The sequence below is a fragment of the Micromonospora sp. NPDC003197 genome (genome assembly GCF_053590565.1).
This window is the reverse complement of record NZ_JBSFTE010000022.1, coordinates 56,730-80,993: the sequence shown is the minus strand read 5'-3', so window position 1 is coordinate 80,993 and position 24,264 is coordinate 56,730. Positions and strand designations below refer to the sequence as shown.

Annotated in this window: 25 protein-coding genes; 16 read left to right on the top strand and 9 right to left on the bottom strand. The window is 68.5% G+C overall.

Annotated elements, in window-relative coordinates; all coding sequences use genetic code 11:
- The first annotated feature begins 73 nt into the window (after positions 1-73).
- Complete coding sequence (locus ACWDV4_RS22505; RefSeq protein ID WP_449981883.1) at positions 74-622, top strand: hypothetical protein; 549 nt, start codon at positions 74-76, stop codon at positions 620-622.
- Between the two features lie 10 nt (positions 623-632).
- A complete protein-coding gene (gene pheA / locus ACWDV4_RS22500) occupies positions 633-1,589 on the top strand; it encodes a prephenate dehydratase (RefSeq protein WP_449981881.1) in 957 nt (318 codons plus the stop codon).
- Positions 1,590-1,671: 82 nt separating this feature from the next.
- Here the strand turns inward: pheA and ACWDV4_RS22495 are convergent, their stop codons facing one another.
- From ACWDV4_RS22495 to ACWDV4_RS22485, 3 genes are all read right to left on the bottom strand, one after another.
- Complete coding sequence (locus ACWDV4_RS22495; protein ID WP_449981879.1) at positions 1,672-2,400, bottom strand: AIM24 family protein; 729 nt, start codon at positions 2,398-2,400, stop codon at positions 1,672-1,674.
- 85 nt (positions 2,401-2,485) lie between these two features.
- Positions 2,486-2,833 carry a metallopeptidase family protein gene (locus ACWDV4_RS22490; protein WP_449981949.1) on the bottom strand — a complete coding sequence of 116 codons (348 nt, stop codon included), beginning with the start codon at positions 2,831-2,833 and terminating at the stop codon, positions 2,486-2,488.
- Positions 2,834-2,959: 126 nt separating this feature from the next.
- Positions 2,960-3,388: an OsmC family protein gene (locus ACWDV4_RS22485; protein WP_449981877.1), complete on the bottom strand. Its 429-nt coding sequence runs from the start codon at positions 3,386-3,388 to the stop codon at positions 2,960-2,962.
- Positions 3,389-3,496: 108 nt separating this feature from the next.
- On the opposite strand from ACWDV4_RS22485, the gene ACWDV4_RS22480 reads away from it, so the two are divergent.
- The 4 genes from ACWDV4_RS22480 to ACWDV4_RS22465 all read left to right on the top strand — a co-directional run bounded on the left by ACWDV4_RS22480 (position 3,497) and on the right by ACWDV4_RS22465 (position 7,354).
- Positions 3,497-4,213, top strand: a complete 717-nt coding sequence (locus ACWDV4_RS22480) for a hypothetical protein (protein WP_449981875.1) — start codon at positions 3,497-3,499, stop codon at positions 4,211-4,213.
- A 49-nt stretch (positions 4,214-4,262) separates the two neighbouring features.
- Complete coding sequence (serS, locus tag ACWDV4_RS22475; RefSeq protein ID WP_449981874.1) at positions 4,263-5,552, top strand: serine--tRNA ligase; 1,290 nt, start codon at positions 4,263-4,265, stop codon at positions 5,550-5,552.
- Between the two features lie 168 nt (positions 5,553-5,720).
- A complete protein-coding gene (locus ACWDV4_RS22470) occupies positions 5,721-6,542 on the top strand; it encodes an HAD family hydrolase (RefSeq protein ID WP_449981872.1) in 822 nt (273 codons plus the stop codon).
- Positions 6,542-7,354, top strand: coding sequence for an HAD family hydrolase (locus tag ACWDV4_RS22465; protein WP_449981870.1), 813 nt, complete (start codon positions 6,542-6,544; stop codon positions 7,352-7,354). Before ACWDV4_RS22470 ends, ACWDV4_RS22465 begins: the two co-directional genes overlap by 1 nt.
- A 56-nt stretch (positions 7,355-7,410) precedes the next feature.
- On the opposite strand, the gene ACWDV4_RS22460 is transcribed toward ACWDV4_RS22465, so the two are convergent.
- Entirely contained in the window at positions 7,411-8,037 is a 627-nt protein-coding gene (locus ACWDV4_RS22460; RefSeq protein ID WP_449981868.1) for a bacterial proteasome activator family protein, read from the bottom strand.
- A gap of 54 nt (positions 8,038-8,091) precedes the next feature.
- On the opposite strand from ACWDV4_RS22460, the gene ACWDV4_RS22455 reads away from it, so the two are divergent.
- Together ACWDV4_RS22455 and ACWDV4_RS22450 are read left to right on the top strand one after the other, a co-directional pair.
- Complete coding sequence (locus ACWDV4_RS22455; RefSeq protein WP_449981866.1) at positions 8,092-8,895, top strand: alpha/beta hydrolase family protein; 804 nt, start codon at positions 8,092-8,094, stop codon at positions 8,893-8,895.
- 76 nt (positions 8,896-8,971) lie between these two features.
- Positions 8,972-10,180: an ABC transporter substrate-binding protein gene (locus ACWDV4_RS22450; protein WP_449981864.1), complete on the top strand. Its 1,209-nt coding sequence runs from the start codon at positions 8,972-8,974 to the stop codon at positions 10,178-10,180.
- A 153-nt stretch (positions 10,181-10,333) separates the two neighbouring features.
- Here the strand turns inward: ACWDV4_RS22450 and ddaH are convergent, their stop codons facing one another.
- The gene (gene ddaH, locus ACWDV4_RS22445; protein WP_449981947.1) at positions 10,334-11,143 is read right to left on the bottom strand and encodes a dimethylargininase; all 810 of its coding nucleotides are present in this window, start codon (positions 11,141-11,143) and stop codon (positions 10,334-10,336) included.
- An 83-nt stretch (positions 11,144-11,226) separates the two neighbouring features.
- Here ddaH and ACWDV4_RS22440 point away from each other — a divergent pair, with 83 nt between their 5' ends.
- Together ACWDV4_RS22440 and ACWDV4_RS22435 are read left to right on the top strand one after the other, a co-directional pair.
- On the top strand, positions 11,227-11,685 hold the full coding sequence (locus tag ACWDV4_RS22440; protein ID WP_449981862.1) for an Lrp/AsnC family transcriptional regulator: 459 nt from the start codon (positions 11,227-11,229) through the stop codon (positions 11,683-11,685).
- A gap of 269 nt (positions 11,686-11,954) precedes the next feature.
- Complete coding sequence (locus ACWDV4_RS22435; RefSeq protein ID WP_449981860.1) at positions 11,955-13,751, top strand: beta-propeller domain-containing protein; 1,797 nt, start codon at positions 11,955-11,957, stop codon at positions 13,749-13,751.
- A gap of 63 nt (positions 13,752-13,814) precedes the next feature.
- Here the strand turns inward: ACWDV4_RS22435 and ACWDV4_RS22430 are convergent, their stop codons facing one another.
- The 3 genes from ACWDV4_RS22430 to mobA all read right to left on the bottom strand — a co-directional run bounded on the left by ACWDV4_RS22430 (position 13,815) and on the right by mobA (position 16,106).
- On the bottom strand, positions 13,815-14,915 hold the full coding sequence (locus ACWDV4_RS22430) for a T3SS (YopN, CesT) and YbjN peptide-binding chaperone 1 (RefSeq protein ID WP_449981858.1): 1,101 nt from the start codon (positions 14,913-14,915) through the stop codon (positions 13,815-13,817).
- A 223-nt stretch (positions 14,916-15,138) separates the two neighbouring features.
- Positions 15,139-15,402, bottom strand: coding sequence for a DUF6457 domain-containing protein (locus tag ACWDV4_RS22425; protein WP_449981856.1), 264 nt, complete (start codon positions 15,400-15,402; stop codon positions 15,139-15,141).
- Positions 15,399-16,106 carry a molybdenum cofactor guanylyltransferase gene (mobA, locus tag ACWDV4_RS22420; protein ID WP_449981854.1) on the bottom strand — a complete coding sequence of 236 codons (708 nt, stop codon included), beginning with the start codon at positions 16,104-16,106 and terminating at the stop codon, positions 15,399-15,401. Before mobA ends, ACWDV4_RS22425 begins: the two co-directional genes overlap by 4 nt.
- Here mobA and fdhD point away from each other — a divergent pair.
- Complete coding sequence (gene fdhD, locus ACWDV4_RS22415) at positions 16,105-16,962, top strand: formate dehydrogenase accessory sulfurtransferase FdhD (protein WP_449981852.1); 858 nt, start codon at positions 16,105-16,107, stop codon at positions 16,960-16,962. The two genes, mobA and fdhD, sit on opposite strands and share 2 nt — an antisense overlap.
- A 59-nt stretch (positions 16,963-17,021) precedes the next feature.
- On the opposite strand, the gene ACWDV4_RS22410 is transcribed toward fdhD, so the two are convergent.
- A complete protein-coding gene (locus ACWDV4_RS22410) occupies positions 17,022-18,281 on the bottom strand; it encodes a DUF4192 domain-containing protein (RefSeq protein WP_449981850.1) in 1,260 nt (419 codons plus the stop codon).
- A 173-nt stretch (positions 18,282-18,454) separates the two neighbouring features.
- Here ACWDV4_RS22410 and ACWDV4_RS22405 point away from each other — a divergent pair, with 173 nt between their 5' ends.
- From ACWDV4_RS22405 to ACWDV4_RS22385, 5 genes are all read left to right on the top strand, one after another.
- Entirely contained in the window at positions 18,455-19,447 is a 993-nt protein-coding gene (locus ACWDV4_RS22405; RefSeq protein ID WP_449981848.1) for a fructosamine kinase family protein, read from the top strand.
- 17 nt (positions 19,448-19,464) lie between these two features.
- A complete protein-coding gene (gene moaA / locus ACWDV4_RS22400; protein WP_449981846.1) occupies positions 19,465-20,496 on the top strand; it encodes a GTP 3',8-cyclase MoaA in 1,032 nt (343 codons plus the stop codon).
- A gap of 3 nt (positions 20,497-20,499) precedes the next feature.
- On the top strand, positions 20,500-20,787 hold the full coding sequence (locus ACWDV4_RS22395) for a MoaD/ThiS family protein (RefSeq protein WP_449981844.1): 288 nt from the start codon (positions 20,500-20,502) through the stop codon (positions 20,785-20,787).
- Positions 20,788-20,810: 23 nt separating this feature from the next.
- Complete coding sequence (locus ACWDV4_RS22390; protein WP_449981842.1) at positions 20,811-22,112, top strand: metallophosphoesterase; 1,302 nt, start codon at positions 20,811-20,813, stop codon at positions 22,110-22,112.
- Between the two features lie 798 nt (positions 22,113-22,910).
- A partial coding sequence (locus ACWDV4_RS22385) for a hypothetical protein (RefSeq protein WP_449981840.1) occupies positions 22,911-24,264 on the top strand: 1,354 nt, incomplete at its 3' end.

Sequence of the window (24,264 nt, the reverse complement as noted above, 5' to 3'; positions counted from 1 at the left end):
CGACCGGCAAGCTCTACCATTGGGCGCGACAACCGACACAACGGCGCACGCCTATGTTTCAAGGAGTCGGCTCGTGGTCCACGTACCGACCCGTAGCACCAGGGCGACCCGGCTGCTGGGCGCCACCAGCCTGCTCGCCGGGGCCATGCTGCTGACCGCGTGCGGTGTCCCGCCTGAGCTGGAACCACCGCGAAGCACGCTGCCCACCCTGGTCAGCCCGACCGTCAGCGGGCCGGCGACGCCCACCCCGCCGCCGTCGGTCGCCCCAACCGTGACCTCCTCGCCGACCGCACGCTTCCCTGAGTCGACGGCGACGGACTGTCAGGGCAGTCCGAGCCGGGCCCAGCTGACCGCCCTGCTCCGCCGCGAGGCGGGGCTGCTGCCGGCCGGCACCCAGGTCACCGTAACGACCGGTCCGCTCTGCTCTGGCGACTGGCAGTACAGCGTGGTCCAGGTCCCCAACCGGGAACCACTACAGGTCGTGACCAAGGGAGCGCCGAACGCCCTGACCCTGGTCGCCGCCGGCACCGATGTATGCAGCATCCCGGTCCGGGTCGGTGCGCCCACCGGAATCCGGTTCATCGCCTGTGAGCGGACGGTAGTGCCTGCCCCAGGTGGCTAGGCTGAATGCCATGCCAGGCACCCCACCCACTCGTTTCGTCTACCTCGGCCCCGAGGGCACCTTCGCCGAGCAGGCACTGCGCACCATCTCCGCCGCCGAGCACGGCAACCGTACGCCGGCCCGGAGCGTGCCGGAGGCGCTGGATGCCGTACGGGTTGGGGATGCCGACGCGGCCCTGGTGCCGCTGGAGAACTCCATTGGCGGTGCGGTCGGCGTGACGCTGGACGAGATCGTGGCCGGTGCGCCACTGGTGATCACCAGGGAGATCGTTCTGCCGGTCGAGTTCGTGCTCGCCGCACGTACCGGGACGGTCCAGGAGGGCATCCGTACGGTGGCCGCCCACCCACAGGCCTCGACCCAGTGCCGGGGCTGGTTGAGCAGCCACCTGCCGGACGCGGTGGTGGTCGACGTGCTCTCCAACGGGGCTGCTGCCGCCGCTGCCGCCAGTGGCGAGTACGACGCGGCCATCTGCGCGCCGATCGGGGCCACCCGGCATCGGCTGACCGTCCTGGCCGACCGGATCGCCGACCACAAGGATGCGGTGACCCGGTTCGTCCTGCTGTCCCGGCCCGGCCCGGCCCTGCCGCCCAGCGGCGACGACGTGACCTCCCTGGCCGTCTACATCGCCCACGACCGGGTCGGTGCCCTGCTGAACGTGCTGATGGAGTTGGCCGTACGCGGCGTCAACCTCACCCGCATCGAGTCTCGTCCGACTGGTGAGGCCCTGGGCCGGTACGTCTTCTTCCTCGACTGCACCGGCCACGTCTGCGACGAGCGGCTCGGCGAGGCGCTCCGTGGCCTGCGGCAGGTCTGTGCCGACGTGCGCTTCCTCGGGTCGTACCCGAGACATCGCTGGGGCGGCGCGACGGGTGACCGTCCGCCGGCCCCCGCCGACGGACGGTCTGACGTCGACTACGCCGACGCGACGGCGTGGCTGGCCCGACTGCGCACCGGCGACCTCACCTGACCAGCGACGTACCCTGCCCGGCTCTGCGCGTCGGCGACCTCACCTGACCCGCACCGCCCGAGCGCGAGTGGCGCGCCTCGGCTCAGTCCATCAAGCCGCCGAGCAGACCGCCACCGCCACCGCCACCCTGCTGACCGCTGCCGGCGATCGGCGGCTCCTCGGACGGCTGGACGATCACGAAGCCCTGGCCGGCGAAACTCATGGTGAACGCCTCACCGGTACGCCGACCGATCAGCGTGCCCAGGCCCAACTGCTCGGCCCGGTGGTAGCCGGTCTGGAGGCTGGCCGACCAGCAGACCGCAGCCTGCGGGTCGACGTAGGTCGGCTGGTCGACGTTGAGCACCACCGGGGTGCCCTTGGTGGTGATGGCGATCCGGCCGTAGCCGGTGAAGACGCAGTTGAACAGGCCGGAGGAGGACATCATCCCGGCCCCGCCGACCATCTTGACGTCGTACTGCAGGGTGGAGTCGAAGGCCAGCACGCTGGAACCGTTGATCGACAGCGCGTCTCCCGGCTCCAGGTCGATCAGGTGTACGTCGGAGGCGTTGTCGGCGAGGAAGACATCACCCCGACCGGTCATCTTCATCAGCGGCACGCCCTCACCGGTGAGCTTCTGCTTGAGAAACTTGCCGATCCCGCCGGAGCCAAGCGCCTGGAACTGCACCTGCCCCTGGTAGGCGACCATCGAGCCGGTCCGGGCCATGGCCTCGCCGTTGAGCTCGATCTTCAGCATCTTGTGGTTCTGCAGCCGCATGCCGGGCTGGGCAGATTCCTTCTCCATGTTCTCCGGGGAGAACAGCGCGCTGCGCATCTGACGGTTCCTCCTGATCTGGCTGGTCGCCCTGAGCCTAGGCACCTGCTGCAAGAGCCATGCAACCGCAGTTCGAGAAGGTGATTCAGCCCCAACCCAGCTCGTGTAGCCGGTCGTCGTCGATGCCGAAGTGATGGGCGATCTCGTGTACGACGGTGACCGCGACCTCATCGACGACGTCGTCATCGCTGTCGCAGATTCGCAGGATCGGGTTGCGATAGATGAAGATCCGATCCGGCAGCACGCCGGAGTAGTCCCAGCCCCGGTCGGTCAGCGCGTGGCCCTCGTAGAGACCGAGAAGTTCCGGCTCGTCCGCGGGTGAGTCGTCCTCGACCAGGATCACCACGTTGCTCATCAAACCGAGCAATTCCTCCGGCACCTCATCGAGAGCCTCGGCGACCAACTCCTCGAAGTGTTCGCGACTCATCTCCACCGACACGTACACCATTGTGCCGGACCGAAACGATCCGGGTGATCAGCCAGTAGGGCCGGAGCCGCTCGCGACAGCCAACGGTCCGGCCACTAATCAACCGGTGATCACCCGGATCAACTGGTCGGATCAGGCGAGGCGGGCGGTCAGGGTGATTTCCGCACCCGGCGCGAGGAGCCGGGAGATCGGGCAGTTCTCCTTCGCCCCCTCGGCGAACTTGGCGAACGCCGCCCCGTCGAGGCCCGGCACCTCGGCGACGGTATCCAGGTCGATCCGGGTCACGGTCATTCCCGCATCGGTCTTGTCGAGGTGCACCCGGGCGGTCGTCTCCACAGAGGTGACCGGGGAGCCGGCGTCGGCCAGCGCCTTGGACAGGGCCATCGAGAAGCAGCCGGCGTGCGCCGCACCGATCAGCTCCTCCGGGTTGGTGCCCTCACCCTCCTCGAAGCGTGACTTGAACGAGTAGTTCCCCTCATAGCCGCCCTTGCCGGTGCGGATCGTGCCGGAACCCTCGGTGAGATTGCCCTGCCAGCGGGCGGAAGCGGTACGGATAGGCATGTGATCGACGCTAGCTCAAAGCCGGCGTTCCCGCCGCGTTCCACCGTCTAACCCGGACCGCTGTGCCATGATGCGGCAAGGCCGGGCCATCGACGAAAGGGCGTCCGGATGTCTGACGATCGACTCGTTCCCCGGCAGGACACCCGCCCCGACGCTCCGGCGATGATCGAGTGGGGAAACGACGCACCGGCCCGCCCGTCCCGATTCGTCGGTGGTCTCCTCCAAGACCGTCGGCTCGTGGTCGTGGTCGTGGTCGCTGGTCTCGGTGTGGTGGCCGTTCTCGCCTCGCTGGTAGGTGAGTGGTCAGTCACCACGTTGGCGAACCAGGAGCCGACCGGGGAACCGTCCAGCGTCCGCGTACCAGCCGGGTTGGCCGAGGTGGGCACCTTCGGCGTCGGCTACCTGGTCGGGCTGCTCGGCATCGTCAGCACCCTGGCCTTGGCGCTCGTCGGGGCCGCCCCGACGGTCCGGCACGACGCTCGGGTGGTCGGGCTGGTGCTCAGCGGTGGCCTGCTCGGCATGCTGACCGCGATGACCGCGTCTCTCGGCGACGAACGCCGCGGCCTGCCACTGTCGGATGACGGATTCCGGGTCGAACCCGGTCGCGGTCTGGTGATGGCCTTCGTCGGGACCGTTCTCTTCGGGTTGGCGCTCTACCTGGCTGGTCGCACCACGAACAGCTCCGACGAAGCTGCGCCACGTCGGCACCGGCCCATGCGAGCAGTCGAGCCCAGTGCGGAACCGGCCGGAGAAGAGCCGGCCGGACCAGCCGACCTGACGGTCACCCCGGCCACGCCGTTCGTCCGGCCGGACCAGCTCACCTGACCGGTATCGCAGTGTCCCCCCGATCCTGCCCCCGGTAGGATCGGATTTCGTGATTGACCTGCGCCTGATCCGCGATGATCCGGAAACCGTCCGTGCCAGCCAGCGAGCCCGGCGCGAGTCCGAGTCCGTCGTCGACGATCTGCTGCGCGCAGACGAGGAGCGCCGTGCGGCGGTCCAGCGCTTCGAGGCGCTACGCGCCGAGCAGAAGCAGCTGAGCAAGCAGATGCCCAAGGCGACCGGGGCGGAACGCGACGACCTGCTGCGGCGTACCAAGGAACTTTCGACCGAGGTCAAGGCGGCGGAGGCGGCGGCCGGCGAGGCCGACGCGGCGCTGCGGCGAGCGCAGTACGCCATCCCCAACGTGGTCGAGGAGGGTGCGCCCCCCGGGGGCGAGGACGACTTCGTCGTGCTCCGTGAGGTACGCCCCACCGGCGAGGCGCCGCTCGGCTCGGCGGAGAACCCGGCCGACTTCCCGATCCGCGACCACCTGGACCTGGGCGAACGGTTCGGCGCGATCGACGTCGAACGGGGTGCCAAGGTCTCCGGCAGCCGGTTCTACTACCTCACCGGGGTCGGCGCGCTGCTGCAACTCGGCCTGCTGCAACTGGCGATGGCCCAGGCGGTGGAGAACGGCATCATCCCCACCATCCCCCCGGTGTTGGTCAAGCCCGAGACGATGGAGGGCACCGGCTTCCTCGGCGCACACGCCAGCGAGGTCTACCGGCTCGAAGCCGACGACCTCTTCCTGGTCGGCACCAGCGAGGTGCCGCTGGCCGGCCTCCACTCCGGCGAGATCCTGCCGTTGAACTCGCCGATCCGCTACGCCGGCTGGTCGTCGTGCTTCCGGCGCGAGGCCGGGTCGTACGGCAAGGACGTCCGGGGCATCCTGCGGGTGCACCAGTTCGACAAGGTCGAGATGTTCTCCTACTGCCGGCCGGAGGAGGCACACGCCGAGCACCTGCGGCTGCTGGCCTGGGAAGAGGAGATGCTGGCCAAGGTCGAGGTGCCCTACCGGGTGATCGACGTGGCCGCCGGTGACCTCGGCACCAGCGCCGCCCGCAAGTACGACTGCGAGGCGTGGGTGCCGTCGCAGGGGCGCTACCGCGAAGTGACCTCCTCCTCCAACTGCACGACGTTCCAGGCTCGGCGGCTGAACATCCGTTACCGGGACGAAAACGGCAAGACGCAGACCGCGGCCACCCTGAACGGCACCCTCGCCACCACCCGCTGGCTGATTCCGATCCTGGAGAACCACCAGCAGCCGGACGGGTCGGTACGGGTGCCGAAGGCGCTCCAGCCGTACCTCGGCGGACGGGACGTGCTCGAACCTTCACGTTGACGCGTCGGATTCACCGGAAAGCCGGCTGACCGCTGGACCACGCGAGGTACGGTTGCTCCCCGTCGTCATAGGCGGATGCCTGGACGGCCGGCTTGTCGAAACCCGGGTTTATCGGAACCCAGGTTCCGGGGAGCCGGTCGGCTCCGACGGCGGGGAGAAGGAGGAGACATGCCCCGCCCCGGACTGCCGAAGCTGATCGCCACCGACCTGGACGGCACCCTCGTACGCAGCGACAACACCGTCTCGGCGTACACCCATCAGGTGCTCGACCGGGTCCGGGCCGCCGGAATCCCGGTGGTCGGCGCGACCGGCCGTGGCCCCCGACTGACCGAGCTGACCCGCAACGACATCCGGGCGGCCGACTTCCTGGTGATGGCCGGTGGTGGCCGGGTGGTGGACCAGACCGACCCGGCCGGACCGGTGGTGTTGCGCGACGAACGGCTGCGCAGCGAGGTCCTGACCGAGTTGCTGGCCACGCTGGAGGCCGAGGTCGGCCCGCTGACCGTGATGGTCGAGGCGTCGGACGGACACGACGCCCCGCTCTGGGGCGACTTCGATCCGAGCTGGCCCTACCCGGACCTGTTCGAGGCCCGCAGTCGTACGGACTGCCTGGCCGCCGACGTGATCAAGGCATTCGCCCGGACCGCCGACCACGACGTGGACGTACTGCTCGCCACCGCTCGCCGAATCATCTCCCCGAAGGTGGCCTCGCTCACCCAGGCCGGGCTCGGCTACGTCGAGATCTCCCCGTCGGGTGTTGACAAGGGCACCGGGCTCGAGGTGGTCACCCAGGCCCTCGGCGTCGACCCGGCTGAGGTGCTCGTCTTCGGGGACATGCCCAACGACCTGCCGATGTTCGAGTGGGCAGGTTGGGGACGAGTGGCGGTGGCCAACGCCCACCCCACCGTACGGGCGTTGGCGGACGAGGTCACGCTGCGCAACGACGATGACGGGGTAGCGATCTTCCTCGATCAACTACTGTCGCGCTGATGGAACAACCACCTCGTCTGGTCGCCACGGATCTCGACGGCACCCTGCTCCGCTCCGACCGGTCCATCAGCCCCCGTACCGCCGAGGTGATGGACCGGATCGTCGCAGCCGGCGGCCAGGTAGTGCTGGTCACCGGGCGGCCGATCCGGTGGATGGCCCACGTGTACGACCACCTGGGCATCCAGGTGCCGGCGATCTGCGCCAACGGGGCGGTGGTCTACGACCCGATCGAGGACACCGTGCTGCGGGCCGACCCGCTCGCCCCCGAACTGCTCGCCGAGGTGGCCCGGCGACTGCGGGCCGAAGTGCCCGACGTCCGGTTCGCGGTGGAGATCCTCGACGGACGCGAGATGCGCCACGAAATCGGCTACCCCACCCACCAGTACGAACTGCCGGAGACCCTCCGGGTCATCGACGCCCCGGAGGAACTGCTCTCCGCCCCGGCGGTCAAACTGCTGGCCCGGGCGGGTGTCCAGGACCCGGACGCGTTCGTACAGGTGGTGGCCGGGGCGCTCGAAGGGCTCGCCGAGGCCACCCACTCGTCCCGCTCCGGCCTGGTGGAGATCTCCGCATCCGGGGTGACCAAGGCCGCCGGGCTCGCCTGGTTCTGCACCCGGCACGGCATCACCGCCGACGAGGCGGTCGCCTTTGGCGACATGCCCAACGACGTGCCGATGCTGACCTGGGCCGGTCGGTCGATCGCGGTGGCCAACGCCCACCCCGACGTGCTGCGGATCGCCGACGAGGTGACGCTCACCAACGAAGAGGACGGCGTGGCCGCGTACCTGGAGAAGTTCTTCCCGGCGGAGTGACCCACCGGTCGGCCGGCGGACCCGCAGACCGAGCCGCCCGGCGACGGACCCGGTGGCTAGAGGTACTGGCCGGTGCCGCCCTCGGCGGGATGCGGATGCGCGTGGCCGACACCCCCCGGCATGCTGGGCACGATGCCCGCCCCGGCGGGCCCCATCGGCAGCGCCTGGCGTCCCCCCGTACGCATCTGTTCCAACTGCAACCGGGCAGCCATCTGCTGCGCCACCAGCGCGGCCTGGATGCCGTGGAACAGCCCTTCCAACCAGCCGACCAGCTGCGCCTGGGCGATCCGCAGCTCGCTCTCGCTCGGCGTGCTGCCCTCGTCGAACGGCAGGGAGATCCGGGCCAACTCGTCCCGTAGTTCCGGGGCGAGCCCGTCCTCCAGTTCGACGATCGACCGCTGGTGGATCTCCCGCAGCCGGTGCCGGCTGGCGTCGTCGAGCGGCGCGGACTTCACCTCTTCGAGCAACTGCTTGATCATGCTGCCGATCCGCATCACCTTCGCTGGCTGCTCGATCAGCCGCGCCGGATCGTCGCCAGCCGACTCGTTGTCAGCGTGCGCCGTGCCGACCGGTCGGCCGTCCGGGCCCACCACCAGAACAGTGCCGGGACGGGCGGCACCACCGGCGCGCTTCGGCTCGTCGTTCTCTTCGGGGGAGCGTGGGGCTTCGGTCATGCCGTCCATCTTCCCGCAAACCGAGGGCAGCAGTCCGACCGGGACCGCGTTAGCGTCTCGCCCATGGTCGCCGACCCGAGATCCGTACTCACCCGGCCCGCGCCCGCCCCCGACGTCACGGTCCGCTACGGGGACCATCCGGAACAGCTCGCCGATCTACGCCGACCAGTGACCCCGGCCGAAGTGCCTCTGCCGCTCGTGGTGGTGATCCACGGCGGCTTCTGGCGGTCCGAGTACGACCGTACGTACACCGGTCCGCTCGCGGTCGACCTCGCCGCCCAGGGCTATCCGGTGGCCCAACTGGAATACCGACGTACCGGACAGTCAGGCGGGGGCTGGCCAGGGACGATGGCGGACGTGATCGCCGGGGTTGCCGCACTGCCGGCCCGCTACGGCACGGCGCTGCCGGAGGTGGCAGTGGCACCCGGCGGAGCGATCCTGCTCGGCCACTCCGCCGGTGGTCACCTCGCGCTGTACTGCGCCGCGAGCGCACCGGAACACGTACGCGGAGTCGTGGCGGTGGCCCCCGTCGCCGACCTCGCCGAGGCGTACCGTCTCGACCTGGACGGTGGCGCGGTCGCGGCCCTGCTCGGCGGCGGGCCGGACGAGCTGCCCGACCGGTACGCGGAGGCCGACCCGGTCCGCCGACTACCCGTCCAGCCCCCGACGGTGCTGGTGCACGGCACCCGGGACCGGCAGGTGCCGATCGAGATGAGTCGCCGGTACGTCGACCTCGCCCGATCGGCCGGCGGCGATGTGCGACTGGTCGAACTTGCCGACTGTGAGCACTACGGCCCCGTCGACCCCACCTCGCCGGCCTGGTCACACGTGTCGATGGCAATACAGTCGTTGTCGCATCGCCGGTAGGGGCATTGACGTGGTTGCGCGTACTCGGTAAAACGCCGGTGGACCCGTTCCTGTCCGTACTCGGAAGGGAAGATCCTTGTCTCAGATAAGCCGCCGGCAGGCACTCAGCCTCCTGGCCGCGCTCGGCGCGACCGGGATAACCGGGGCAACCACGGCGTGCGGCACCGACAGCGATTCCCAAACTGACCGCCAACTCAGCGACGATCCGGTCCGGATCGGCCTGGTCGCCCCACGGGACGGTGGCGACAAGCCAATCGGCGACGAGATCGTCAACGGATTCCGGCTCTTCCTCGAACTCAACGAACAGCGACTGGGTGGGCACCCGGTGAACCTGGTGACCGCCGACGAGGGGGAGACCGCCGCGACCGGCACAGCAGCCGTCGACGACCTACTCAAACAGGGTGTGCTCGCGCTGACCGGGGTAGCCAACTCCGCAGTCATGCTCGGCATCCGAGACACCATCGAGCAGGCTCAGGTGCCGCTGGTCGGCTCGAACGCCTCGCCGACCGGCCTGGCGAAGGTCGACTACATCTGGCGTACCTCGTTCCGGGACGACGAGCCCGGCCGGGCCCTCGGGGCGTACGTCGCCAGCCGGCTGGCTCCGGACGGAAAAATGGTGATCATCGCACCGGACCACCCTGCCGGCCGCGACGCGGTCGCCGGGTTCCGGGAGAGCTTCGGCGGAACCGACACCCGCCTCACCGAACCGATCATTTGGACCGACGCCACCAGCAGCCCCACCCCCAGCACGTACCGGTCGAAGATCGCCCAGTTGACCGCTGCGGAACCGGACGCGATCTTCTGCCCGTACGGCGGGACGGCGGCGATCGCATTCCTGCGACAGCTACGCGCCGCCGGCTACCGCAACCAGGTCTACGGCCCGGGTTTCCTCACCGAGGGCAGCGTGCTCGACGAATTCAAGCCAGTCGAGATCGAGGGCATCATGACCGCCCTGAACTACTCGGCCGACCTGACCAACGCGGTCAACCGCAGGTTCGCCTCGGCCTACCGGAAACAGCACGGCAGTTCACCGACCACGTACGCGGTGGCCTCGTACGACGCCGCCCAGGTGCTGGACAAGGCGATCCGGATCGCCGGAGTAAGTCCGAGCCCACAGCAGGTCAACGTGGCGCTCGGCAAGGTGGGGCGGATCGACAGCCCACGCGGGGACTGGCAGTTCAACGACCCGCAGACTCCGCTACAGAAGTGGTACCTACGCAACGTCCAGCGCGACGGGCAACTGTTGGCCAACGTACTGGTCAACGAACTGGCGACGCTGGGCTAACCGCTTTGGTGTTAGGAAGGGCCCCTTCTTATCGCTTTTTGTATAAGAAGGGGCCCTTCCTAACACCACACCCGGGCGGGCGCTGCTCAGTGCCGTAGCTCGGCTCAGTGCCGCTGCTCAGTGCCGTAACTCAGCTCAGTGCCGTAACTCAGCTCAGTGCCGTAGCTCGGCGACGCAGCACTTGACGCTGCCGCCGCCCTTGAGTAGCTCCGTCAACTCGACCGGGACCGGGGTGTAACCGGCCGCTTCGAGCTTGGCTGCCATCCCCGTCGCCATGCTGTTGAGTACGACGTTCCTACCGTCGCTGACCAGGTTCAGCCCGAAGGCGAACGCGTCGACCTCGTCGGCGACCACCGCGTCGGGGAAGAGCTGTGCGAGCACCTGTTGGGCGGTGTGGGAGAACGCCCCCGGGAAGTAGGCGATGGTGCGGTCGTCGAGAACGGTCAGTGCGGTGTCCAGGTGGTAGAAGCGCGGGTCGACCAGGCGCAGGGACAGCACTGGTCGCCCCAACATCTCCTGCGCCTCGGCGTGCGCGACCGGCTCGGTACGGAAGCCGTACCCGGCCAGGATCAGTCCGCCATATGCCTCGGGCAGGTAGGCGAAGTCGCCCTCCCCCTCGTTGGTTTCCGCCGCAGCGACGTGCCGCCAGCCGTGCGTCTCGTAGAACGCCTGGTGAGCAAGGGCCTCGGCGGCCCGCTGCTGGTGTTTGAAGCGGGCACCGTAGGCGGTGCCGTCGACCACGAACGCCCCGTTGGCCGCGTAGACCATGTCCGGCAGACCCACCTCGGGAGTGAGTAGGTGGACGGTGTGCCCGAGGCCCACCAGGGTCTCGCGTAGCCGTTCCCACTGTTGGACCGCCAACTCCCGATCGACCGCGACCGCTGGGTCCATCCACGGATTGATCGCGTACGTCACGTCGAAGTACTCCGGCGAACACATGAGATATGTCCGCTTTCTGCGGATCTGCTGGTGGCTCACGGACACCAAGAGTAGGTAGGCTGAACTTTCGATAACAGCCGTAAGCATTGCTTCCGAGAGGTGAAACGTTGCAGATCGACGAGGTAGATCAGCGAATCATTGCGCTACTGGTCGCCGATGCGCGTTCCTCGTACGCGGACATCGGCGCCCGGGTGTCACTCTCCGCGCCGGCGGTCAAGCGTCGGGTCGACCGACTCCGGTCGGCCGGCGTCATCCGCGGATTCACCGCCGTCGTCGACCCGGCTGCGGTCGGCTGGAACACGGAGGCGTTCGTCGAGTTGTTCTGCACCGGCCGGACCACCCCGGCACAGATCGCGGTCGCCACCCGGCGGCATCCGGAGGTGGTCGGCTCCTACACCGTCTCCGGCGAGGCTGACGCCCTGGTCCACCTGCGGGCCGCCGACATCGGCCACCTGGAGCAGGCGCTGGAACGTCTGCGGGCTGAACCTTTCGTCACCTCGACCCGGAGCATGATCGTCTTGTCCCGGCTCGTCGAGTCGCCCACGGTCGTACCGGCACCCAGCTGAATCAATCATCGACTGGGGGGAACCTGTTCGGCTCCCGCTCCGTCGAAAGGCCCGTGAACCGCATCCGGGACTTTCGATCAACCGACCGTCGCCAACCTCGGCCGGTTCGCGCCAGTATCGCCCTAGCCGCAGGGCTCGTACTGGTCACAGGTTGTGCGGCGGAGCCGACCCGGGTCTCCCCGACCGCGCCTGTCCGACCAGCACCCAACGAATTCGACCTCGTCGCCTTCGACTCCTGCACCGAGGCTCTGAAAGGACTCCGGTCGGCGATGAAGGCGAACGCCCGGTCCTGGATTACCCGCCCCATTTTGATCTTCGATCAGGGAGATCCCAATCTCGCCCAGCGGGCACTGGAGGCTCCCGCCGGCTCGACCACTTCGGCCCACTCCAGCACCAACACCCACGAGTCCGGGGTCGACGAGCCTGACCTGGTCAAGACCGACGGCCGGCGGATCGTCACGGTGCATCAGGGCAAGCTACGGGTAACCGATCCTGCTGCCCGGCGCGTGACCGGCGAACTTGACCTGATGCCCGGTGCCGACCGCACGTCGTTGGGCGAGATCAATCTGCTGCTGCACGGAGACCGGGCACTGGTCCTGATCCAGCCGAACGCCCACGTGGTCCACAGCTCGTCGTACCGGGTCGAGCCAACGCTCGAACCGGGTCGGCCGCTCGAAGACCAGCGCACACCCCGGCTGGTCCTGGTCGATCTCTCCGGCGCGCCGAAGATCGTCGAGCATTACCGGACGAATGGACGCCTGCTCGACGCGCGGCAGGTTGGCAACACCGCCCGGATCGTCGTCCGCTCCACCCCTCGTGTGGATCTGTCGGTCAACGTACGGGACAACGAAGCGAAGCGCCTCGCGAAGATCCACAAGGCCATCGACAGCGCACCCCTGACAGCCTGGCTGCCCCAATACGAAACAATTTCCGCCGATGGCAAGATCCACACGGGGCAAGCTGGCTGTGACCGGTTGAGCCGCTCACCGACGTACTCCGGCATGTCGATGATCACGATACTCAGTTTCGACCTCGGCTCCGGCCAGCTCGGTGACGGCGATCCGGTGACCGTAGCCGCCGATGGCGACACCGTGTACAGCAACGGCTCCCACCTGTATCTCGCTGCTAGTCAACGGTGGGCGATGCCAGCCCGATCAGCTCGGCAGCCGGTGGAAGAGAAGACCCAGATCTACCAGTTCGACATCTCGAAACCGGGCCGGGCCCGCTACCGTACCGCCGCGTCCGTACCCGGTTGGCTAATCAACCAGTACGCCATGTCGGAATGGAACGGGCACCTACGGGTGGCCACCACCATCGGCACGGCCCAGGCTGTACAGCCCAGATCCAGTGGGACGACCAAGGATGTCCGGCCCACGTCCAGTTCCACCGTGTACGTCCTACGTGCCAACGACGGCGGCCTCACGGAGACCGGCCGGGTCACCGGGCTCGGTCTGGGTGAGCAGATCTACGGAGTACGTTTCGTCGGCGGCACCGGGTACGTGGTGACGTTCCGGCAGGTCGACCCGCTGTACACAGTGGACCTTCGTGATCCTGCCTCGCCGAAGGTGACCGGAGAACTGAAGATCACCGGGTACTCGGCGTACCTGCACCCGGTCGGGGACGGCCGGCTGCTCGGGGTCGGCCAGGAGGCGACCAGCCAGGGCCGCCGGCTGGGCACCCACGTCTCGCTCTTCGACGTATCCGATCCGGCAAGACCGAACCGGCTGGCACAACACCACGTCCGACAGAGCCACTCGACGACCGAGTACGACGCGCACGCGTTCCTCTACTGGCCGGCGGCAAACCTGGTGGTACTGCCGATCACGACGTACGGCGCCCGTACGAAGGCGCAGCCCGGCGCTGGGGCGCTGGTGCTCAGGGCGACCGACGGTGGGTTCACCGAGGTCGGCGTGATCGACCACCCGTCAACGAGCAGCGCCGGAAGCAAGGCGGGCATCCGCCGCTCGCTGGTCGCGGGCGGCGTGCTCTGGACTGTTTCGGATGCCGGTCTCCGGGCCAATGACTTGTCGACGATGGCCCCGCTCAGCTGGCTACCCATGACGTGACTCCTCCCCTGAAGGAGGTGGGGCCCGGTCTCGGGTTCCGGGCCCCACCTCCCCCTCCTGGAGTCAGAGGTACATCCCGGTCCGGTGCTCGCCGGAATCCCGCCGGCCGGGCTTGTCGCCCTCGCCGAAGAACCGCTTGCCACCGAACTCGCCGTGCAGCCGGTCGTCCAACTCGTCGGCGAGGCCGGTCATCACCTGAACGGCGAGCATCAGGTGGCTGGCTTGGAAGTTACGACCGAAGACCGGGATCGAGGCCCAGACGGTGTCGTCGGCGCAGTAGAGCCGACCGATCGGCATCCGATTGGTCAACTCGGAAAGCTTGACGTAGAGCTGCTCGGTCGGCTCGACCTCGGTCAACACCGGGGAGAAGACGTCGACCAGCGGCGGATTGTCCCGAACCCGTACGAACACCATGGCGGAGCCGGCTCGGATGTTGATGTCGCCATCGGAATCGACCTGGAGTTGTTCCGACGACGACTTGAGCATGGCGGAGACCACCGTACGAACCTGCTCGGGCAGCGGCAGCGTCTCCTCCACCGCGGCCTGGGTCGACTCCGACGCCTCGTCGAGAGCCAGGGCGAGGGTCTGGTCCGCTGCCACCTCGGGACGGGCGGTGCCGAGCGGCTCGACGGCGATCGGCTCGTCGGACTCGTCGTGCACCAGGTAGACGAGGAATGCGGGATGTGGTGCGCCGTAGACGTCCCGCAACGTACGGGAGACCGTGGTGGCGAGGCGGGTCGCGGAATTGACCTCGGCGCTCAGCCCGAAGTGCTCGCCGGAGCCAGCCACCACCCCGGGTGGCGACCAGCCGAGCGCAATCATGTCGGCGACGGCCGCACGATCCAACCGATAGCCCTGCGGCAACACCGAATTGCCGACTGCCCGGGCACCGACCCGCCCTTCGCCGGCCGCCTCGATGCTCACCGAGTAGATGGCATCGTCGGTGCCCGAGGCGGTGGGGTCGAGGGTCACGTCGATCCGCGCCCCGGCTGGCAGACTCCGTACGCAGGCCGCTAGGGCGCGAGCGAACTCCTGCCACGCTTCGGTCACCTTGAACCGCAGGTCGGCGGTGGTGGGCTCGTCGAGCAGGACCGAGTCGTGGTGAGCGGAAAAATGGTCTTCGGCCGCGTTTTTCTCGGTCACTGGGGGGTGGTTTGCCATCACGATCGCCTCCGTCCGTCTGGCCCTCACACCCTATCCAGAGGGTGACCGGCGGGGCACAGCCCGGACCCCGATCGGACGCCAGCCATGGCATTCAACGAGGCCGGAGCCCGCAATCCCGCCCCGACCATCACCCGAATCCGCACGCACTGTCAAGATTTGATCACCGTTCGAAACCACGCGGGTGCGGGTCACCGACGACGCCACGTGCCGCGTCGGATTCCGGTCACCGATCGGAGCCGCGCACCTCGTCCGGCTCGGCGTCCGGCCAGTCCCGGGCCAGTTCGGTGAGACGCGCCGCCGCCTCGGCCGGGTCCGCGCCGCGCCCGACCGCAACGCCGAGCAGGTACGCCGCCACGGGCGCCCCCGGGCGCAGCACCTTGTGCGCAACGTCGCGGGTGAGGTCGAGTACGACCCGTACCTCCACCTCGGCCGGATCGAGGCCCAGTTCGGCGCAGGCGGCCGACACCCAGTTGTCCATGACCGTCATCGGGTCCACTCCTCTGCCCGGCGTACGTCGTCGTCAGTGTCGCAGTCGAACCACGGGGGCGGCCCCGGATCCGCCCAGGAAACCTCGGCCACCCGCAGCCCGGACATCAGGGCCCGCATCGACGCGCCGGCCAGGCTGTGCCCCTCCGCAGCGCGCTCGGCATGCAGCCGGTCGATGGCTACCCGTAGCGCCTCGGTACGCCACACCCCGCAGAGCAGCTGCCGGCGGCCGGTGTCATCCAGGTAGACCACGCCGTCCGCATCCGACGCGGCCAGCCTCTCCGCCAGGTGCCGGATCGCCTCAGCGGTGAGCATCGGCAAATCGCCGGCGAGCAGGGCCGTGGTGGTCACCGTCGGGTCAATCAGAGCCAGTCCGGCGGCGGTTGCGGCGACCGGCCCACCCCCCGGCGGATCTTCCCGGGTGACCTGGACGTCGGCCGGCAGGTCGGGACCAACACCGGAGGTACGTACCGGGCCCACCACGATCCGGGGCACACACCCGGCGACGGCGGCGAGCACCCGATCCCGCATCGGTCGGCCGCCCACCGGCACCGCCGGTTTGTCGGCACCGCCCATCCGGCGGGCAGCGCCCCCGGTCAGCACCACCGCCGCGAAGCCCGTCATCCCGCCACCGTAGCCCGCTCCGGTCGAACGTTCCCGGGCAGTCCACCCACCTCGCCGCCTGACCGTGGAGGATGGGGCCATGGGCCGTGCCACTGATCGTCGTACCGTGCTGCGCATCGACCTCTCCGACTCGGCCGCCGATACGCGAGCGGCGGTACGCCGGCAGGACAACCTGGCCGCCGAGGAACCGTTGGAGATCCGGGCCGGGGTGGCCGGACCGGGTCGACGGCCGCCGCTCGCGGTGACGATGCGTACGCCTGGGCACGACCTGGATCTGGCCATCGGTTTCCTGTTCACCGAAGGACTCATTCGATCCGCCGAGGACGTGGTGACCGCCCAGTTGTGTGCTGGCGCGGAGACACCGAACACGTACAACGTGGTCGACGTCGTGCTCGCCGACGACGTACCGGCCCCGCAGGTCGATCCTGCCCGGAACTTCTACACCACCAGTTCGTGTGGGGTATGCGGAAAGGCGAGTATCGACGCGGTACGCACCCGGTCTCGCTACGACGTCGCAGCCGACCCGCTCACCGTGCCCGCCGCTGTCCTGGCCGCGTTGCCCGACCGGCTGCGCGCCGCCCAACGCGGATTCGACCGTACCGGCGGGCTGCACGCTGCCGGACTCTTCACCGTCGACGGGGATCTGGTGGCGCTTCGGGAGGATGTCGGCCGACACAACGCGGTGGACAAGGTGATCGGCTGGGCGGCACGCGAACGACGGCTGCCGTTGCGCGGACAGGTGCTGCTGGTCTCCGGCCGGGCCAGCTTCGAGTTGACCCAGAAGGCGTGGATGGCTGGGCTGCCGTTGTTGGCTGCCGTCTCCGCGCCCAGCACGCTCGCCGCTGACCTGGCCGAGGAGGCCGGGATGACGCTGGTCGGCTTCCTGCGCGGCAGCACGATGAACGTCTACACGGCGCCGGCCCGGGTCACCGTCTGAACGACGGCCGATCGTGTGGGCTTCAACTGCCCGCAGGCGTGCGGCCGATCGTGGGGACTTCAACTGACCGCGGGCCTGCTCCGACGCCGACCGGCCCGGTTCCGACCGGCCCGGTGGCGGGTGTCCCGATTCCGGGCGTCCCGGGGCGGTCGGTGCCTACCCGGTCTCCTCCGGTACGACTTCGGCTCGGTCCCGGGATCGCCCACCGGCCCGGCCGCCGGCCAACCGTCCAGCGTCGACGGTTGCACGCCGTTGTGGAGGATCTCGCCCAGTAGCAACGCCAAGGAGTAGTCGGACTGGTCCTGTAGGGCCCGTTCGACCGCGACAGCGGCCAGTGCCCCGTCCCCCGAGCGCCAGGCGGCGAAGGCCAGCAGGCTGGCCGGGGCGGCGGCGAGGCCCGGCTCGGCGCGTCGGGTCAGGTCGAGCCAGAGTGCCTGGTGCCAGTTGACGCCATCCGTCCGTTCCCAGGCGTGGTCGCGTACCGGCAGGTGGGTGAGGAGGACGCTGAGCCAGGCCGCCTCGTCGTCGGTGAGCCGACCTCCGGTGCGCTGCCGGTCCATCGCCGTCCGGATCGCCGCTTCGCCGGCCTGACCCAGTGCCTGCCCGCCGAACAGGTCCGCCGACGGGGCCGCGCCAACCAGGGCGTCGGCGCGACTTTGGGCACGTCGGGTGGCCTGGCGCATCGACTCGCGTACTGGGCCGTCGACGGGGGCGACCTGCCGGACGAGGGCGGCCCGATCGGGTAACGCCACCTTGCCGGCGAAGGTCGCGGCGGCGGCGATCGGGCTGGCCGTCGGGTCGTACCGGTTGCCTTCCGGCGGACAGCATTCCGGCGTGACGCAGAAGTAGGACCAGTAGCGGCCATCAGTCACGCGCAGAGCGTCGAGCACCAGCAGTCCGGCGATCTCCAGGGCGGGGCGTACCGCGTCGACGGCTGGGGTGACTCGCTCGGCAGGGCCGTAGCCGACCACGACCACCGCGTCGGCGTCCTGTCGGATGACGACCTCGGTGATGTATCTGGCAATCTCCCGCGCCGCTGCGCTGATCCCGGAGAGGACACCTCCTCCGCTCGGCTCTCCTGGCCTCGCCGAATCGGGAGGAACAGGAAGGTCGGTGTCGGGAGGGGCAGGAAGGTCAGGCATGAAGGGGCGGACTGATCCGTCGGGTAGGTCGGCCCGCGCGGCGAAGACCACCCGCTTCTCCCGGAGGGCAACCACCACCAGGCTGTCGGCGGGGTGGAAGCCCAGCAGGTAGGGCACGGCGGCGAGCAGGTCAGCCGGAGAGCGTACGGAGAGCAGGGGCAGATCGGCAGAGTCCATGCGGGCAGCGTGCTATCGACGCCCGATGATCGGAAGACCACCTACGAAACCTGTGGACGACACGCACTCTGTCCACAGGCACGCAGGGTAGTCACCCTGGTCAGAATATATATTCACAATAATCAAAATAGAGCTAGCGCCCGCCGTTCGGGGAAAGCGGATACCTTGCCCTGATGGACCTGGCGTACCTCCGGGCGCACCCGCAGCATCTCCCCACCTTCCTCACCCACCAACGGATCCGCGAGACGCCGGTCTCCGGCGGCAGCATCTGCGCCGCCGCCCGACTCACCCTCGACGACGGCAACTCCCTGTTCGCCAAGACCTGGCCGGAAAGTAGCGGGCCGGGAAGTGGCGGGCCGGGAAGTGGCGGGCCCACAGGTGGCGGGCCGGACGCCAGCAACCCGGACGCCACCGGCCCGAAGGCTGACGGGCCGGACGCCAACACCACGGCACCGGAGGGGTTCTTCGCCGCTGAGGCGGCGGGTCTCGACTGGCTGCGAGTGGCCGGAGCGGTGCCCGTACCGGAAGTGATCGTGGCGCTGCCAGGGCTGCTGGCCCTGGAGTGGATCGAGCCGGGGACGGCGACGCCCGAGGCGGCGACCCGACTCGGGCGGGACCTGGCCGCACTGCACCGCGCCGGGGCACCCGCCTTCGGCGCCGACTGGCCCGGCTTCATCGGCCGGTTGCCGCAGGACAACACACCCTCGGCCGGCCCCTGGCCGACCTGGTTCGCCGAGCACCGGCTGCTGCCGTACCTGCGGCTTTCGGTCGACAACGGCGCACTCACCGCAACCGAGGTCGCCCCGGTCGAGCAAGTCATCGCCCAGATCGACCAGTACGGCGGTGCCGAGCCACCCGCCCGGATCCACGGCGACCTGTGGCCGGGAAATGTGCTGTGGGCAACAGACGGCCGGGCCTGGCTGGTCGACCCGGCCGCGCACGGTGGCCACCGGGAGACCGATCTCGCCCAACTCGCCCTCTTCGGCGGCGCACCGCACCTGGACCGGATACTGGCCGCCTACCAGGAGGTGTGGCCGCTCGCGGAGGGCTGGCCAAACCGGGTACCGGTGCATCAACTACACCTGCTGTTGGTGCACACGGCGTTGTTCGGGGCCAGCTATCGGGAGGCGGTACGCGCCACGGCGACCAGCGCGCTCCGGGCCTGACGCGCTACGGTCGAACGGTGATCGCCCCCGAGCCGACCGTCGAACCCCTCGTCGACCGGTACGGCCGTGTCGCGACCGACCTGCGGGTCTCCCTCACGGACCGGTGCAACCTGCGGTGCACGTACTGCATGCCGGCGGAGGGTCTGCCCTGGCTGCCCCACGCGGAGGTGCTCACCGACGACGAGGTGGTCCGGCTGATCCAGGTGGCGGTGCACCGGCTCGGCGTGACCGAGGTCCGGTTCACCGGGGGCGAACCACTGCTGCGCCCCGGGTTGCCGGCCATCGTCGCCGCTGCTGCCGCGCTCGCCCCACGGCCGGAGCTTTCGCTGACCACCAACGGCATCGGGCTCGAACGACTGGCCGAGCCATTGCGGGCGGCCGGGCTCGACCGGGTCAACGTGTCCCTGGACACCCTCGATCCGGAACGGTTCGCACAACTGGCCCGCCGACGCCGGCTGCCCGACGTGCTGGCCGGGCTCAACGCCGCCACGGCCGCCGGGCTGACCCCTGTGAAGATCAATACGGTGCTGATGCGCGACGTCAACTCCGACGAGGCACCCGCACTGCTCCGGTTCGCTCTGGAACACGGCTACGAGCTGCGGTTCATCGAGCAGATGCCGCTGGATGCCCAGCACGCCTGGAACCGGGAAACCATGGTCACCGCCGAGGAGATCCTGGCTGCGTTGCGTACCGAATTCGCGCTGCGGCCCGACCCTGCGGAACGGGGCGGCGCTCCCGCCGAAACCTGGCTGGTCGACGGCTACGCCAACAGCATCGGGCAGCCGGCCCGGGTCGGCGTCATCGGCAGCGTCACCCGGCCGTTCTGTGGTGACTGCGACCGGACCCGACTCACCGCCGACGGGCAGGTTCGGTCCTGCCTGTTCGCCACCGAGGAGTCCGACCTGCGCGGCGCGCTGCGGGCCGGCGCGGACGACGCCGAGTTGGCCCGCCGCTGGCGTACGGCGATGTGGGGCAAGCGCGCCGGACATGGCATCGACGACCCGACCTTCCTGCAGCCGAACCGCCCGATGTCAGCGATCGGCGGCTGACCCGTGGCAGACAGCCTGACCGGAGTTGACCGGCTGACGACGCGAGATGGTCTGACCATCCGATACTTCGCTGGTGCCCGCGCCGCTGCCGGGGTTGGTGAGGAGATCGTGCCGCTCAGCCCCAGCCTCGATCGGCTGGCCGAGACCCTGGTCGGTCGGCACGGCCCACAACTCGCCACGGTGTTGGCCGTTGCCAGCTATCTGGTGGACGGTGTCGCCTGGCATGATCGTCAAGCGCCGCTCCCGCAGGGAGCCACGATCGACGTGCTGCCGCCCTTCGCTGGCGGCTGAGAAAGGCGAACAGGTTAGCCATAATGGCATTCGTCGCGGCAGTCACAGTGATCACCGGCCTGATCCATCTTTACCTGTGGAAACGGCTGGTCCAGGACACCACTCGGCGGGGCCGCGGGCGTCGCATCGGCGCCTTCGTCATAGTCACGCTCGGCCTGCTCATCCTGGCCACCCTCGTCGGCACCCGGATGGGACTGCACTGGTTGGCCTGGCCCGGTTACCTCTGGCTAGCCATCATGTTCTACCTGCTGGTGCTGCTGGCCGTGCTGGAAGTGCCGATGCTCGTGGCGAAACTGGTGCTGCGGCGGCGGACGGCCACCCGTACCCCGGCTGTTCAGCCGGCCGCCGAACCGGTTGCCGAACCGGCCGCCGCTCTGGCCGAGGAGCCGGCGCTCGAACCCGCACTGGTCGGCGGCACCGGTGGGACTGCCGCCGCCGTACCGCCGCCACCGCCGGCCCCCGTCGAAGCGCCGCCCGCCGACCATGATCCGAGCCGGCGGTTGCTGCTGGCCCGGGGCGCGGCCATCTTCGCCGGGCTCACCGCCGCCGGAATCACCGGGTACGGCGTACGAACCGCGCTCGCCCCACCCCAGGTCGACCGGGTGCAGATTCCCCTCGCCAAACTGCCCCGGAGCATGGACGGTCTGCGCATCGCCACCGTCTCCGACATCCACATCGGCCCGTTGGCTGGTCGGGCACACACCGAGCGGATCGTCTCGGTCATCAACCGGCTCGACGCGGACATCGTGGCGGTCGTCGGCGACCTGGTCGACGGCACCGTCGCCGAGTTGGGCGGCGCGGCGGCACCCCTGCGGGACCTGCGCGCCAAGCACGGCAGCTACTTCGTCACCGGCAACCACGAGTACTACTCCGGCGTCGAGGAGTGGGTCGTCGAGGTGGACCGGCTCGGTCTGCGGGTGTTGCAGAACGAGCGGCAGGAGATCCAGGCTCGGGGCGGTGTGCTCGACCTGGCCGGCGTGAACGACCCGGCCGGCGAGGGCCTGGGCTTCGCCGCAGGTCCGGACTTCGCCGCCGCGCTCGGCGACCGGGACACGATCCGGCCGGTCGTACTCCTGGCCCACCAGCCGATCCAGGTGCATGAGGCGGCGAAACACGGTGTCGATCTGCAACTGTCCGGGCACACCCACGGTGGGCAGATGATGCCGTTCAACCTGCTCGTCGGGCTCCAGCAGCCGGTGACCGCCGGCCACGCCACCATCGACGGCACCCAGGTGTACGTCACCAACGGCGCTGGCTTCTGGGGGCCGCCGGTACGGGTCGGGGCACCCCCGCAGGTGACCCTGGTCGAACTCCGCTCCGCCTGAGTCACCGAATTCCGTTCGGTCCCCCAGTTTTCCAGGGCCAAAACGGCAGGGTCACCTGGCTGAAACTGCGCTCTATAGGCCTTGGACGCTGAAACGGGCGTTGCCTCGGTTTCCCCCAGCCAGGGCTTACCTAACGGAAGCCCTGGCTACAGAATTAGATCGAAGTCGTGATCTGAACACCACGCACCTTATCCGAGTTAAAAATGACACAACTGGTGTTCAGGTAAGCGTTCGACGGTTGGCCTGTCCCGACTTGCGGGGCGCCCTCGATGCTTCCGCTGTCTCGAAAATCGCGCAGGTGTTCGACTATCCGGGGCCCGCATATACCTTGGCTCGCTTCGGACGATCCAGACTGCCGATGACCGCAATGCTCAACACTCCGCATTTGCTGCTCTGCTCGTAGCAGCGCTTTCGGCTGCCCTGAAGCTTTGAGCGAATACGGGGCAGGCAACCTAGACAGTTCGAGGCAGGATCTCTACTCAGCACCACGATCGAGATTTTGGTCGATCTGCAAGGTTGTCTGCCCCGCTAGCCGACCCCGGACAGTCCACTCAGTTCGACGTCTGCTCTTGGTATCGCATCCCGGCCTGTCCTGGCACTTATCGTTCCTCAAACGTGGCGGTAACGCCCTGTCCGGGATTGTCCCGAACGCTGTCCTCGTTGCCGGGACAAAGGGCGAACAGGTGCGATAGGAACCGCGATGGTGCGGCAGCATCGCCGAGCAACCCGCACGACCGATCGCTGCTGTCGTCCCGGAAAGTCCCCACCGACAGAATCCTGCATACGAGGAGCGAGCCAATGAATATCGACCGGAATGAGCCACGCAGAAGCAGGGAAGTTGTCCAGCGGTGGCTTACCAGTGTGATCCGGCACTGGCCCCTGCTAATTATGGTTGCCGTGGCGGCCGCGATTGGCTTTGTGCTGGCCGGCCCGACTGCCGCAGCGTCGGCCGCACCTCCCCCCACCAATTCCACGCCTGATTCCGATTCCGACGAGCCGAGCCGCGCACAGAAGTTCGTAAGGAAGGTAAACGGCATCCTTTATGAAATCTCTTACGACGGAACGGTGGACCCGAATGACCCCCACTTCAAGAAGAAGGTAGCTGCGCGGATCATCGTCAAGCGGCTGACGAACCGAGTAGGTGGCGGCAATGTAGGGGTACCCTCGGTCTCCGAGATTCCGGGGTTGCTGGACGACATCGTCGAGTACGCCACGAAGTCGAGTAAGACCGTCGATGGGCTCAAGAAGCGGGTTAGCAAGACGCAGGGCGACATCGAACAGCTAAAGAAGAAGGTAGTCGATGCCGAGACTCCGCGGGATCGGGCAAGGGCGGAGAAAGATCTGCGCGATGCGCAGGCACGGTACAACCGCTTGTTTCGGGATTACCAAAAGGCCAAAAAGCAGGCCCAGCCTTTCGACTGGAAAGCCGAGGTAAATCGTCTCGGCAACCGGGTCCGAGATCTTGAGCGGGCAGCTAAGAACCCTCGATTGACCGAGGCAGGACGCAAGCAGGCACAGAAGCAACTCGACAACGCACGGCAGGAACTTGCCAAGGCACAGACCGAGCGCGATCGGCTCCAGGGGCCAGATGACGAATCCGGTGGAACACGGCCGGTCAAGCGTGGCCCGACGCAGCCGCCAAAGGGGCCGACGTTGGACAGCAAGAAGGTCCCGGGTCCAACCAAGGTCGCGTCGAAGGGGACCATCCCAAAGATGGGGCAACGCGGTCGGGGTACCGGCACCTCGGCCGTCATCGGGGATCTGTTCGGCCAAGCCTACATGGAACATCTGAGCAAAGAGAACGCGCAACTGATGGAAGATGCGGTAAAGGACCCCGCACTGCGTAAGCGAATTATTGACGACTACAACCAGATGAAGAATGCCGACCAACTCGAAGTACTCAAGCGTGGCTTCGACACCTCGAAGGGTTTTACCCAGGGCGCCTCGCGCGAGATCGGTCCAAAGCTAGTCGAATATCAGAAGATGCTCGACAGCACCAAGGCGAAGGCCGATAAGTCCAACGCCGACCCGCTCTACCAGCAAGCCCGACGAGAGTGCGGCGGCTACGACACCTGCGTACGCGAACGAGTCAAGAAACTAAGAGACCAAAACGCCCGCGACATCGCCAAATCCACGGAAAATGCCCGCAAAT

Excerpts from the sequence above, each read along its gene's own strand:
- ACWDV4_RS22465 (WP_449981870.1), top strand. The coding sequence starts at position 6,542 with ATGGAACAACCACCTCGTCTGGTCGCCACGGATCTCGACGGCACCCTG.
- ACWDV4_RS22390 (WP_449981842.1), top strand. The coding sequence starts at position 20,811 with ATGGCATTCGTCGCGGCAGTCACAGTGATCACCGGCCTGATCCATCTT.
- ACWDV4_RS22410 (WP_449981850.1), bottom strand. The coding sequence starts at position 18,281 with ATGGACTCTGCCGATCTGCCCCTGCTCTCCGTACGCTCTCCGGCTGAC.
- ACWDV4_RS22455 (WP_449981866.1), top strand. The coding sequence starts at position 8,092 with ATGGTCGCCGACCCGAGATCCGTACTCACCCGGCCCGCGCCCGCCCCC.
- ACWDV4_RS22405 (WP_449981848.1), top strand. The coding sequence starts at position 18,455 with ATGGACCTGGCGTACCTCCGGGCGCACCCGCAGCATCTCCCCACCTTC.
- ACWDV4_RS22460 (WP_449981868.1), bottom strand. The coding sequence starts at position 8,037 with ATGGACGGCATGACCGAAGCCCCACGCTCCCCCGAAGAGAACGACGAG.
- ACWDV4_RS22485 (WP_449981877.1), bottom strand. The coding sequence starts at position 3,388 with ATGCCTATCCGTACCGCTTCCGCCCGCTGGCAGGGCAATCTCACCGAG.
- fdhD (WP_449981852.1), top strand. The coding sequence starts at position 16,105 with ATGGGCCGTGCCACTGATCGTCGTACCGTGCTGCGCATCGACCTCTCC.
- mobA (WP_449981854.1), bottom strand. The coding sequence starts at position 16,106 with ATGGCCCCATCCTCCACGGTCAGGCGGCGAGGTGGGTGGACTGCCCGG.
- pheA (WP_449981881.1), top strand. The coding sequence starts at position 633 with ATGCCAGGCACCCCACCCACTCGTTTCGTCTACCTCGGCCCCGAGGGC.
- ACWDV4_RS22470 (WP_449981872.1), top strand. The coding sequence starts at position 5,721 with ATGCCCCGCCCCGGACTGCCGAAGCTGATCGCCACCGACCTGGACGGC.
- ACWDV4_RS22480 (WP_449981875.1), top strand. The coding sequence starts at position 3,497 with ATGTCTGACGATCGACTCGTTCCCCGGCAGGACACCCGCCCCGACGCT.
- ACWDV4_RS22495 (WP_449981879.1), bottom strand. The coding sequence starts at position 2,400 with ATGCGCAGCGCGCTGTTCTCCCCGGAGAACATGGAGAAGGAATCTGCC.
- ACWDV4_RS22425 (WP_449981856.1), bottom strand. The coding sequence starts at position 15,402 with ATGACGGTCATGGACAACTGGGTGTCGGCCGCCTGCGCCGAACTGGGC.
- ACWDV4_RS22435 (WP_449981860.1), top strand. The coding sequence starts at position 11,955 with ATGAAGGCGAACGCCCGGTCCTGGATTACCCGCCCCATTTTGATCTTC.